This window comes from Nocardia yamanashiensis NBRC 100130, assembly GCF_001613325.1.
In the GTDB taxonomy this organism is placed as follows: domain Bacteria; phylum Actinomycetota; class Actinomycetes; order Mycobacteriales; family Mycobacteriaceae; genus Nocardia; species Nocardia yamanashiensis.
In genome coordinates, this window is record NZ_BDCD01000022.1 from 83,173 (window position 1) to 95,393 (window position 12,221).

A 12,221-nucleotide genomic window follows, 5' to 3' on the forward strand; every position below is an offset into this window, starting at 1 on the left:
GGACAGCTAGCCTCTGTGGGGTGACCGATCCGCTCCAGCCCCTCGTCGATCTGCCCGGCGTCCGCGAAGCCGCCGACAAGGCCCGCGACGCCCTCGCCGAAGTGCATCGCCATCGGGCGAACCGGCGCGGCTGGCCCACCACTGCGGCGGAAGCGGCGGTCCGCGCGGCCCGCTCCTCGGCGGCCATCGAGGGCGGCACCATCGATCTCCCCGCCGACGGCAATGTCGAAGACCCGATCCTCGCCGGCGCCCTGCGCGTCGGCCAGGCTCTCGACGGCGAAGCCCTCACCAACCTGGTGGCCGTCTGGCAGCGCGCCCCGCTGCAGGCCCTGGCCCGCCTCCACCTGCTCGCCGCCGCCGACCTCGTCGAGGACAAGGACCTCCTGGGCCGCCCCCGCAATGTGCCCGGTGTGGCCGAACGCCTGGACCTCCTCACCCAAACCATCACCACCACCAAGGCCCCCGCCCCGGTAATCGCGGCCGTCGTGCACGGAGAACTGCTCTCCCTCAAGCCTTTCGGCACCGCCGACGGCATTGTCGCCCGCGCCGCGTCCCGCCTGGTAGCCGTCTCCACCGGCCTCGACCCCCACAGCCTCGGCGTCCCGGAAGTCTTCTACCTCCGCCGTCACCAGCCCTACCTCGACGCCGCCGCCTCCTTCGGCATGGGCACCCCCGAAGGCGTAGGCGGCTGGGTCCTGTTCACCTGCGGGGCCCTCGAAGACGGCGCCCGAGAAGCGCGCTCCATCGCCGACTCCGCCGTCAACTGATCCGCATCGGTCAAGAACCCTTACGGCCCATCGGAATTCCGGCGGGCATCAATTCGCGTCGAAACGCGATTCGGGGTACGGGGCGGAGCCCCGAGAATCGTGAGCGGGTACGGGGCGGAGTCCTGAGAATCGTGAGCGGGTACGGGGCGGAGTCCTGAGAATCGTGAGGGGGTTCGGGGGCGAAGCCCCTGAGAGTCCCGAGAGTTGGGTTTTCACATCAAAGCGGGCGGCGTTGTCGCGAAATTGCGACCTCACCGCCCGCTAGCACGGACTACCTGGTTACCAAGCGTGCTCATCGGGTTGTGTTCCGGCCTCGGCGAGCTCTCCGGAATCCGCTGGTTCATCCCCGCATCGTGCGAGGCCCTCGCCCTCGAAATCCCGGATAACGCAGGCCCACAACACTCGTGCCCTTGTCGCGGCGTGCTCCGCGTGGGTGCCTGGTGTCCGTGCTGGGAAGGGTGGGATGGGAGGTCGGACCTTCTCTTCCGGTCCGGTCTTGGCCTTCCGTCCTTCCGTGCCTCCATTGTTACCCCGTGACCGCCGTCACATCAAGAGCTGGGGAAACTTTCAAATATCCGGCGTGTCTCGCAATTTTGCGTATGGCGTTTCGCGCATTGGCGCATTAACGCCGCCGGCGGAGCAATCGGTAGCTGAGCGCCCCCGCCGCGACCGCGCCCAACCCCACCGCCACGCTCGCCGCGACGGTCGTGGTGGTCGGCGCGGGCAGCCGAGCCCACAGCGATACCGGATTGGAGAAGGTGAGAATCGGCCACCCGTGCGCCTGCGCCTCGCGCCGCAGCCCGCGGTCCGGATTCACCGCGGTGGCATGCCCGACCGCGTTCAACATCGGCAGATCGGTCACGGAATCGGAGTACGCATAACAGCGCGCCAGGTCGTAACCGTATTGCGCCGAAAGCCTTTTCATCGCTTCGACTTTGCCCTCGCCGTAGCAGTAGAACTCGACTTCGCCCGCGTACCTGTTGTTTTCGATCACCATGCGGGTGGCGGCGAAATGATCGGCGCCCAGCGCCGCCGCGATCGGCGCCACGACTTCCTCGCCCGAAGCCGACACGATGATCACGTCGTGGCCCCGAATCCGGTGGTCGGCAATGAGATCCGCCGCCTCGGCGTAAATCAGCGGATCGACGATGTCGTGCAGCGTCTCGGCGACGATCGAGCGCACTTGCCCCACGTCCCAGCCCGCGCACATCTTGGTGAGGTGCTCACGCATGCGCTCCATCTGGTCGTGGTCCGCGCCGGAGAGCAGAAACAGGAAGTGCGCGTAGCTGCTTTCCAGGACCGCACGCCTGCTGAGCAGGCCTTGGTCCAGGAAAGGCTTACTGAACACGAAGGCGCTCGACCTGGCGATCACCGTTTTGTCGAGATCGAAGAAGGCGGCGACTCGTCCGCGCTCGGCTGTCACGTGGTCCAGAATATGTTTCGCGGATGACAGATGTGCGTCTCGGTAGCTTTTGCCCGAGTTAGCCAGGCGGAAGCCGAAGGGTGTCGGCGGGAAAAAGACTCGCCGGGCGGACTTGCAAACCTGGCGGGTCATGGGTGTAGTATTGCCGTTACCTGGACATGGTCCAGGCGCGTTCAGCCCGACCCCCCGGGGCTGAACCCGACGGCCCCAGCCTCCTCCCCCCCCGGCTGGGGCCGTCCTCTATTTCCGGACAGTTCGGTTGTTCCCATCGCCGAATTTCAACTTGTCCACACCTCGCGTGTTATCCACACTCGCCGATCGGCCGCTGTTATCGCTCGCCTTTCGGCGCGACGCTGACCTGCATGGACAACCACCCCGCCGCCGGCGCTCCGGCTCTGGTCCTCCTCACCGCGATTCCGCTGCGCGAAGAGATCCGGCGCATTGCCGCCGCGGCCGACCAGCCCCTCGACGAACGCCCCGCCCTGCCGGGCCGCCACCCCTGGGCGGCCGCGCCGGTGATCATCCTCGACACCCTCTCCGCACGTAACTGCGTAGCCGCCGGACACCCCCGCCGACCCGGAATCATCCTGGTAACCGCCGAGGAACCGAGTTTGCTCGACTGGCAGACCGCCACCGCCGTCGGCGCCGAACAGGTGCTGCGCCTGCCCGCCGAATCGGACACCCTCATCACCGCCTTCACCACCAACTACCAGCGCTCTCACACGCGAGGCGCGGTAGTCGCCATAGCCGGGGCCTGCGGCGGCGCCGGCGCATCCACCCTCGCCGCCGCCGTCGCCCTCACGGCCGCCACCCACTACCGCGACCGCACTCTTCTCATCGACGCCGCCCCTTACGGCGGCGGTCTCGACCTACTTCTCGGGATCGAACAAAACCCGGGCTTGCGCTGGCCCGACCTCGCTATCGAAAACGGCCGCATCTCCGCCGTCGCCCTCCACCAGGCGCTCCCCGCCATCTCGGGGGTGTCCGTACTTTCCTGCGGAAGAGGCGGGACGACAACAGGATTCGATGCAACTGCGTCAGCGTTCATGGCCGAGACCGTCCAGCCACCCTTGATTGCCTCCACGTCGAGCCACCCTCCCGTGGCAGTCGCAGGCCGGGATTGCTGCGGGACCGCCGGGAAACACGAAGTCCCACTTGGGAGATGCGCATCCCAGTCCGCGAATGAACAACCCTCCGTGAACCCGGCACTCTCCCCGACGGGCGTAGCCGCCGTAATCGAAGCAGGCCGCTCGGCAGGCGATCTCGTGGTCTGCGACCTCTCCACCGAACGCGCCCCACACGCCGACGTGATCCTGGAAGCCGCAGACCTCACCGTCCTGATCACCCCCGCCCGGCTCCGCGCGATAGTCGCCGCCGAATCCGTCCGCGACTACCTGCTCACCCGAAACCCCAACGCAGCCCTCATAGTTCGCGGCCCCGCCCCCGGCGGCCTGCGCGGCTCCGACATAGCGACCACCCTCGCTCTCCCCCTCCTGGCCGCCGTCCCACCCCAGCCCGGTCTCCCCGAGCGCCTCGAACGCACCGGCCTCACCGTCAACCGCCGCGGCCCCCTCCGAACCGCTGCCGCCGCCATCCTCGAAGCCCTCCCACTCCCCGCCACACCTCGTCGCGCACCCGCCATGCGTCGCTCGACTCCGCGCCGCAGACCGCCCACGTCCACATGCACCCCCGCCCACCCCGGCCCCATTACATCCAACACCCCCATCGCGGAGGCACTCCGATGACCGTCTCACTCACTAAAAAGTCCGACCCGCAACGCAATTCGGCAAAGAAGCCGGGTGTACCGCCGCTCGCGGCGGGACCCGCATCCCGATCCGGCACCGGGACGGGGTCCCGCATCGATCTCACCGGTGAGTCCCGAACTGACATGGTGGCAATGGCACGAACCGCCACAGCGGCTGTTGCACGGACTCGCCAGGTGGCGCCGGCGCAGTCCGATATGCCCGCTGAGTCTCGAACCGACGCAGCCGCGGAATTGCCCAACGGTGTGGTGGGAGAGCCTCGCAACGCTGCGGTGGGAGAGCCCCGCAGTGATGCGGTGGCAGACCCGCGCAGCGGCGAGGCGGGTGAGTCGCGCAACGCTGCGGCGGCACACCCGCGCAGTGATGCGGTGGGAGAGTCGGGGGCCGACGCCATGGGCGAGTCGCAGGTGGGGGCTCCGGGCGAGGGCCGCGCCGGCTCCGCAGCGGGGTGCTTCGGTCCTAGGCGCGTGACCGCACCTCGGCGCGCGTGATGAGTGCGCTGGTGAACGCCGAGCTCTTGGATCGCGTACGGGATCGGCTCGCGGAGGGCGCGGGTGAGGCGGATCCCGCGCGAGTCGCGGCGGCGCTTCGCGCCGAGGCCGGCGGCATGCTCGGCGATACGGATCTGCTGCGCGCCCTGCGGCTCTTGCAGACCGAGATGACCGGAGCCGGGGTGTTGGAGCCCCTCCTGCACGATCCGGAAGTCGCGGACGTGCTGGTCACCGCGCCCGATGCGGTCTGGGTGGATCGCGGGCGCGGGCTCCGGCGCACCACGGTGCGGTTTCCCGACGAAGCAGCCGTACGGCGGCTCGCCCAACGGCTCGCCCTCTCGGCGGGGCGGCGCCTCGATGACGCGCAACCATGGGTGGACGGACGTTTGTCCGGAACCGAAGCGGCCCTGGGTAATTCGTTCGGCGTGCGATTGCACGCGGTGCTCTCACCCATAGCTCACGGCGGAACCTGCCTGTCCCTGCGCGTATTACGACCAGCCGCACAGGGTTTGGACGCGTTGGCTGCGTCTGGGGCGGTGCTTCCGGAAGCGAAAGCGCTGCTGGAGAACATCATCCGAGCCCGTCTCGCGTTCCTCGTCATCGGTGGAACGGGCGCGGGAAAGACCACGCTGCTGTCCGGACTTCTCGCCAAGGTGGATCCCGCCGAACGCATCATCTGCGTAGAGGACGCCGCCGAACTCGCCCCACCCCATCCCCACGTCGTCCGCCTGGTCGCCCGCCCCGCCAATGTCGAAGGCGCAGGCGAGGTTACGGTCCGCGACCTGGTCCGCCAAGCCCTCCGAATGCGCCCTGACCGCCTAGTAGTAGGCGAGGTTCGTGGCCCCGAAGTCGTCGACCTGCTGACCGCCCTCAACACCGGTCACGACGGCGGCGCCGGCACGGTCCACGCCAACTCCCCACGCGAGGTCCCGGCCCGCCTCGAAGCCCTCGCAGCCCTGGGCGGTATGTCCCGCGCCGCCCTGCACAGCCAATTGGCCGCCGCCATCCAAGTGGTGCTCCACGTCCACCGCGACCCCGACGGCACCCGCACCCTCCGCGAAATCGGCCTGGTCACCCCCACCGAAACCCAGGTCCGCATCACCCCCGCCTGGTCCGCCCGCGGCCAGCCCACCCCCGCCGCCCCAACCCTGCACCGCCTGATCGCCGAAAGGACCGACCGATGACAAGCCAAAACCCCTCCCGCTCCGACCGCTCCCGCTGGTTGCCGGATCTCGCTGTGCCGGACACCGCGCGTGGCCAGAAACATCCGGATCTCCGTCGGGGCAAGCCGTATTGGTGGCGCCCGTCGCAGCCGCCGGGGCTACCTCGACGCTGGCGGTTCGGCCATCGGCCTTCGATGCCCGACGGCCACCGTGGGTGGGCTCCTGAGGACAACTTGGGTGGCAAAGGCGGTACGTGATGGTGGGGATCGCGCCTTTCCCCGCGGCGTTGGGTTGCATCGCACTCGCGCTGGTAGCACTGCCTGCGCCCGCCGCGCGGCGACGCTTCGATGCGATGTTCCGTGCCCCGGTGCCGTCACGAAAGTGGCGAATGGGCCGGGTGATTCAGCTGTCGGCATTACTCGCACCGGTGGCGGTGATCGTTCTCGGTGTCGGCCCGATGCTCGCGGCGATCTCCTTGGCGGGAACCTTCGGCCTGCGGCGTCGAAGAGGTATCCGGGAGCGCGGCCGGACCGAGGGGTGCACGCAGCTGCTCGAAGGTTTGGAGGCGGTGATCGGCGAGCTGCGTATCGGTGCGCACCCGAGTGCAGCCGCCGCGATCGCTGCGCGCGAGACGGAAGGGGAAGTTGCGCACGCTTTCGCGGTGAGCGCCGCGCGGAGCCGGCTAGGTGGCTCCGGCGCGGACGGCCTGCGCCAATCCGAAGCCGCGGTGGCACAGGAACTGTCGCGAATCGCCGAAGCCTGGCGAGTCGCGGAGGACCACGGGCTGGCCCTCGCCGAACTGCTCGCCGCAGCCCGCCTGGACCTATTGGGCCGCCGCCGCTTTCGCGATCGCACCCGCGCCGCGCTGGCCGGCGCCCGCGCAACCGCGGCAGTCCTCGCTCTGCTCCCGCTCATCGGAATCGCCCTGGGCCAGCTGATGGGAGCAGCCCCGCTGAACATCCTGTTCGCCAGCCCAGCGGGCACCTTCCTGCTCCCCCTGGGCACCGCCCTCACCTGCGCCGGCCTCCTCTGGACCGACGCGATCACCGAACGAGTCCTGCGATAACACCACCAGCTCGACCAGCTCGTCCCTCTCGATCAACTCGTCGCGCTCGACCGGCTCGGCCAGCTTGCCCGCTCGATCGGCTCGGTCGGCCGGAACGGCGTAGTGGCGGTTTGGAACTGCGGCTAGGACCACTGCCGAAGCCGTTGGCCGACAACGTCCGCATGGTGGACCTCCCTCATGGAAAGGAATTCAAGATGAAGTACGTAAGGCCCGGCTGGATCCGGAAACAGGGCGACACCTTGGCCGCTCATGCTCGGCCGCAGGTTGTGCAGTGTTCGAACTGGCGGCGGCGAAGTCGCGGGGCGGAGATTCCTGGTGCTGCGGGACCGGATGCCGGCGGTCCGCGGGCATGGCAGGCCGCTGTTCGGTGTCAGGGCAAGGCAATTCGGTGAAGGCGAACCTGGCGTGTCAGGACGGCTCGTCGCATCGTTTCGGTCGGGTGCCCGGTGTGCTGCTGGATCGCGGTCGTGCTCGCGGGCGAATGCTCAGGAGCACAGCGGCTTCCGGCGCATCCGGTTCCGGTGGGCAGTATTGCGCGACCGACGGCCGTGACCTATGGTTGCGGAGCGACGAACTGATCGGACTGCCGATGCCGAGTGCGTCACCGCTCGGATCGCTCGTGTGGGCTGCTGCCATCCTCCGGAACAGAGGCCGGCGATGACCCTGACCGCGTGGACCTGCGTCGTCGGTGCCGTGGACCTGTCGATCGCGGCCCATCAGCGCACAAAGGCGTTGCAATGAGCGCCCTTTCGATATCGGCACTGTGCTGCGCGCTCGCTCTGCTGCTTCTCCCCGGGCGGGACGGGGCGGTACGGCGGTTACGGAGACTGCGGCAAGCGCCGAGGCAGAAGCCCGGGGCGAGTGGACGATCCGCGCGACCGGCTCACGATCCGCTGGCCGGCGCCGGTGCGCTCGATCTTTTCGCGGCCTGTCTGAGATCCGGTCTGCCGGCGGCGACCGCTGCCGCCGCAGTCGCTCCGGCGGCTCCGGAACCACTGCGGTCGGTACTACGGCGGGCGGCGGATCTGCTGTCCTTGGGAGCCGATCCCGTGGCGGCATGGGAGCAGGCGGCGGCCGGGCGTGCGGATGAGACAGCGGCCGCGCTGGCCCGAATGGCGCGACGGTCCGCTCGCTCCGGAGCCGGATTGGCCGCCGCGGTAACCGAATTGGCGGAACGGAAGCGCGCCGAGGCCGAGGACGCCGCAGCGGCGCGCGCGGAACGAGCCGGGGTACTGGTAGCCGGTCCCCTGGGCCTGTGCTTTCTACCGGCCTTCGTGTGCCTGGGCATCGTGCCGGTGGTGATCGGGCTCGCGGGCCGAGTATTGGGCGGAGGTTTGCTGTGACCTGCGACGAGGCGGACAAGCGGCGATCGGCCGGGCCAGCGGCCACGGATCACGCTGCCGGGCAACGACTGCCGGGTGGAGGTGGGCGAATTCGAGTGGATGTCGGTGCGGGTGCGAGACGGCTGTGCCGAACCACGAGAAAGGTCGCCCATCGGTACGACTGTGTCAGCGCAGGACGGCTGCGCTGGACCACGAGAGGGGTTGCTCGATGGAACGACTGTGCCCGTGCGGGAGGCCTGTGCCGGACTGCAGGAGGGATCTCCTGTCGGAACGACTGTGTCTGTGAGGGACGGCTCTGCTGGATCACGAGGTGGGGCGGCTGTCGGAATGGCTGTGCCGGCGCGGGACTGCCGCGTTGGACCGAGAGAAGGGATGAGTGTGGGGATGACTGTGCGGGAGTTGGGGTGGTGGCTGCGGGGGCGGCTGGTGGAGGCGGCGGTGGGAGAGGAGGGGATGAGTACGGCGGAGTATGCGATCGGGACTATTGCGGCTGCGGCGTTCGGGGCGGTGTTGTACGCGGTGGTGACCGGGGACAGCATCGTCAATGCCTTGACCAAGATCATCGACAAGGCGTTGAAGACTTCGGTGGGGTGAGGGCGGCTGGGCGCGGGCTGGGGGACGAGGCCGGGCTGGCGACCGTGGAGGCGGCGATCGCGCTTGCCGCTCTGGTCACGGTGCTGGTGTTGTGTGTCGGCGCGTTGTTGACGGCATCGGCACAGGTGCGCTGTGTCGATGCCGCCCGGGAGGCGGCGCGATTGACGGCGCGCGGGGAAACCGAGCGGGCGGTAATGATCGCGAGGCGGGTCGCGCCGCCCGGGGCGGCCGTCGGGGTGCGGGCGGACGGTGAGCTGGTGGTCGCCACGGTCAGTGTTTCCGCGCCGATGCTGCCGATCACCTTGCGGGCGGAAGCTGTGGCCGCTCGGGAGCCGGGGCTGAGCGGTGACGAGTCGAGGGAGCGGGGTGGATAGGCGCGCAGGCGTGTGGCCGGCGCGGCTCGAGGCCGCCGGCGCGCGCTGGGCGGCGACACTCCGGGCTCGTCACGGTGCGAGGTTCGGTTCCGATACCGGGGGCGTGACGATCACCACGTGCCTGGCGCTGCTGGCCGTGCTCGCGGTCACGGTGTCGATGGCGCAGATCGGGGTGGCCGTCGTCGCCCGGCACCGGATGCAGGCCGCGGCGGATCTGGGTGCGCTGGCCGCGGCGGGCGGATTGGCCGGCGGCGGGTCCGCCGGATGCGCGAAGGCCTCGGACATCGTGCGGCGGATGGGCGGGCGATTGGTCGAGTGCGTGCCGGCGGATTGGGATGTGACGGTCACTACGGAAGGGCGAGTGTCACTCGGACCACTCGGCGTGCGAGTGGTGTACGGCGTCGCTCGCGCGGGACCGGCGGATTGGGAGTTGCGCGAACAAAGGTAACAATCTCGTACCGAGCGGTTGGTTAGAAATGTGATGGCGTGGCCCACACGCCGGGGTGATCAATGTCGAAATTCGATGAAAGTGCGAGTCGAATGGATTGGGTATCGATCACTTTCGCATTCGCTCCGTAAGACGGTTCGGAAAGAATGCACAGGTAAATGCACCAGCGACATTATCGAACGGAGCAACCCTCCAGTTAACAGGATCACATCCCTTTTTATTCGGCTATGGGCCACGCCGTGCGGGACTCGGCCCGGGCCTCTCGGACCGTGTCCGATACCACCCAGTTGACTCGGACAGACCGGACGGCCTGATGGCGGTCCGGTCTCGGCCCAGCCCCGGTCAGGTCACGGTTCGACGGCGTCCCCGTCATCGAGCCCGAGTTCGGCCAGCACCGCGGTCAGCAGCCGCACCGCCCCCGCCTTGTCCAGCGGATTATTGCCGTTTCCGCACTTCGGCGACTGTACGCAGGACGGGCACCCACCCGCGCAGACGCACGATTCGATGGCCGCCAGGGTCGCGCCCAGCCAGTGCCGCAGCCGCCCGAAGCCCCGCTCGGCGAACCCGGCCCCGCCCGGATGCCCGTCGTAGACGAACACCGTGGGCAGCCCGGTATCGGGATGTGCCGCGGTCGACACGCCGCCGATATCCCACCGATCACAGGTCGCGACCAGCGGCAACATGCCGATGGCGGCGTGTTCGGCGGCATGCAGCGCCCCGGCCGCCCGCTTGGCGTCGATCCCGGCGCGTTCCAGCAGGTCGGGCGTGACCGTATAGAGCACGGCCCGGGTCGGCAGCGTCTGCGGCGGCAGGTCGAGCGACACCATGTCCAGTACCTCGCCGCTGGGCAGCCGGCGCAGGTAGCCGATCACCTGCCGGGTCACCAGCACGTGCGCGAATGCGGTTGTGACCGGCCCGTATACGCGATGGTCGGTGACTTCGCCGAGCTCGATGGTGGTGACCGCCCGCGCGCTGGTGGTCCAGCCCGGCGTCTCGGCGTGCACGAGCGCCACGCCTTCCTCCAGGTCCAGCGCGTCGACCACGAAACTCTCGCCCTGATGCAGGTGCACAGCCCCCACGTGCAGGGTGGCGGGCGCGCGCCCGGCGTCGGTGGTGCCGAGCATCCGCCCGGTCTCGCCGTCCACCACGGCGACCGCCGAGCCGATTCCGCCGCGCACGTCCACGGCATCGTGCGGATGTGATTCGGCGGTCACGAACCAGCGCGCCCCGCCGTCCCGCGCCACCCCGTCCCGCCGCCGGATCAACCCCTGTTCGGCCAGGTCGGCGAGCAGTTCCCAGGCCTCGAACCCGTGCACTTCGGCATCGGTGAGCGGCTGTTCCATGGCCGCGCAGAGCAGATGCGGCGCCAGCACGTACGGGTTGTGCGGGTCGGTGATGCTGGCTTCCAGCGGCCGCCCGAGCAGCGCTTCGGGATGGTGCACCAAATACGTGTCCAGGGGGTCGTCACGGGCGATGAGCAGCACCAACGACCCCTGCGTGCGCCGCCCGGCCCGCCCGGCCTGCTGCCAGAACGAGGCCACCGTCCCCGGATATCCGGCCACCACCACGGCATCCAGCCCGGCGATGTCCACGCCCAGTTCCAGCGCGTTCGTCGTGGCCGCGCCCAATAAGGACCCTTCCGACAGGGCCGTTTCCAGCGCCCGCCGGTCCTCCGCGAGATATCCGGCCCGATACGCCGCGACCCGTTCCGGCAGCGTGGCGTCCACATCGGCGAGCAGCCGCCGGGTGTCCATCGCGATGAGTTCGGCCCCGCGCCGGGACCGTACGAAGGTCAGCGTCCGCGCTCCTTCGGCCACCAGTTCCGCCATCACCTGCGCGGCCTCGGCCCCGGCCGAACGCCGGAGCGCCGCACCGTTTTCCCCGGTCACGCCCGCCCCGATGAGCGGCGGCTCCCATAATCCGACCGTCCGCGACCCCTGCGGCGACCCGTCCTCGGTGACCGCCGCACACGGCGCGCCGATCAGTCGGGAGGCGGTATCGGCCGGTTCCGCCGTGGTCGCCGAGCACAGCACGAAGACCGGATCGGCCCCGTACCGCTGCGCGATCCGCCGCAGCCGGCGCAGTACCAGGGCCACGTGCGAGCCGAATACGCCCCGGTAGGTATGACATTCGTCGACCACCACGTACTTCAATTGCCGGAACAGCCGCGCCCACCGCTGATGCGATTGCAGGACGCCCAGATGCAGCATGTCGGGATTGGTGAAAACCCAACGGGCATTGGCGCGTACCCATTGCCGGATCTCGGCCGGGGTATCGCCGTCGTAGGACGCCGGCTGAATACCGCGCAGCGCATCCGCCCCGGTCAGCTCGCAGGCCATGCGCAATTGATCGGCCCCCAGCGCCTTGGTCGGCGAGAGGTACAGCGCGGTTGCCCGCGGATCCTGTTGCAGCGTGGTGAGTACCGGTAATTGATAGGCCAGGGACTTGCCGGACGCCGTTCCGGTGGACACCACGACGTGTCGCCCCCGGTAAGCCAGGTCCGCCGTCGCGCTCTGATGACTCCACGGCCGCTCGACGCCGATACTCTGAACTGCGCTGATGACCTCGGGCGATATCCATTCGGGCCAATTCGTGACCTGGGCGGCGCGCGCCGGTAGCTCAGCTATATGGGTGAGGCGGGGGTCACCGTTTCCGAAGCCATTTAGGACACGATTCAGCAACGATTGACCGTAGCTCGTTTCGCTTCCGTGGCCGTCCGGGCTTGTCGGCTCGGTTCCTTTCATCGAACCGTTGCCGCGACACGCCCGCGCGCTGCGAACGGTGTGTAC

10 protein-coding genes are annotated in these 12,221 nt (G+C 69.2%); 8 read left to right on the forward strand and 2 right to left on the reverse strand.

What is annotated here, in order from left to right:
• The first annotated feature begins 20 nt into the window (after positions 1 to 20).
• Positions 21 to 767 carry a Fic family protein gene (locus NY1_RS25910; protein ID WP_067718603.1) on the forward strand — a complete coding sequence of 249 codons (747 nt, stop codon included), beginning with the start codon at positions 21 to 23 and terminating at the stop codon, positions 765 to 767.
• A gap of 622 nt (positions 768 to 1,389) precedes the next feature.
• Here the strand turns inward: NY1_RS25910 and NY1_RS25915 are convergent.
• On the reverse strand, positions 1,390 to 2,199 hold the full coding sequence (locus tag NY1_RS25915; RefSeq protein WP_408639427.1) for an HAD family hydrolase: 810 nt from the start codon (positions 2,197 to 2,199) through the stop codon (positions 1,390 to 1,392).
• A gap of 353 nt (positions 2,200 to 2,552) precedes the next feature.
• Here NY1_RS25915 and ssd point away from each other — a divergent pair, with 353 nt between their 5' ends.
• The 7 genes from ssd (at position 2,553) to NY1_RS25950 (ending at position 9,432) form a co-directional block, all read left to right on the forward strand.
• Positions 2,553 to 3,935 carry a septum site-determining protein Ssd gene (gene ssd / locus NY1_RS25920; protein WP_067718606.1) on the forward strand — a complete coding sequence of 461 codons (1,383 nt, stop codon included), beginning with the start codon at positions 2,553 to 2,555 and terminating at the stop codon, positions 3,933 to 3,935.
• A gap of 508 nt (positions 3,936 to 4,443) precedes the next feature.
• Positions 4,444 to 5,628, forward strand: a complete 1,185-nt coding sequence (locus tag NY1_RS25925) for a TadA family conjugal transfer-associated ATPase (RefSeq protein WP_067718609.1) — start codon at positions 4,444 to 4,446, stop codon at positions 5,626 to 5,628.
• A 346-nt stretch (positions 5,629 to 5,974) separates the two neighbouring features.
• Complete coding sequence (locus NY1_RS25930; RefSeq protein WP_233434486.1) at positions 5,975 to 6,673, forward strand: type II secretion system F family protein; 699 nt, start codon at positions 5,975 to 5,977, stop codon at positions 6,671 to 6,673.
• A 737-nt stretch (positions 6,674 to 7,410) separates the two neighbouring features.
• The gene (locus NY1_RS25935) at positions 7,411 to 8,016 is read left to right on the forward strand and encodes a type II secretion system F family protein (protein WP_067718614.1); all 606 of its coding nucleotides are present in this window, start codon (positions 7,411 to 7,413) and stop codon (positions 8,014 to 8,016) included.
• Positions 8,017 to 8,400: 384 nt separating this feature from the next.
• Positions 8,401 to 8,610, forward strand: a complete 210-nt coding sequence (locus NY1_RS25940) for a DUF4244 domain-containing protein (protein ID WP_067719019.1) — start codon at positions 8,401 to 8,403, stop codon at positions 8,608 to 8,610.
• Entirely contained in the window at positions 8,607 to 8,984 is a 378-nt protein-coding gene (locus NY1_RS25945; RefSeq protein WP_067718617.1) for a TadE family type IV pilus minor pilin, read from the forward strand. The genes NY1_RS25940 and NY1_RS25945 overlap by 4 nt, the downstream gene beginning before the upstream one ends.
• A gap of 103 nt (positions 8,985 to 9,087) precedes the next feature.
• Entirely contained in the window at positions 9,088 to 9,432 is a 345-nt protein-coding gene (locus NY1_RS25950) for an Rv3654c family TadE-like protein (RefSeq protein WP_067719021.1), read from the forward strand.
• 347 nt (positions 9,433 to 9,779) lie between these two features.
• On the opposite strand, the gene NY1_RS25955 is transcribed toward NY1_RS25950, so the two are convergent.
• The gene (locus tag NY1_RS25955) at positions 9,780 to 12,176 is read right to left on the reverse strand and encodes a DEAD/DEAH box helicase (RefSeq protein ID WP_067718619.1); all 2,397 of its coding nucleotides are present in this window, start codon (positions 12,174 to 12,176) and stop codon (positions 9,780 to 9,782) included.
• Between the last annotated feature and the right edge of the window lie 45 nt (positions 12,177 to 12,221).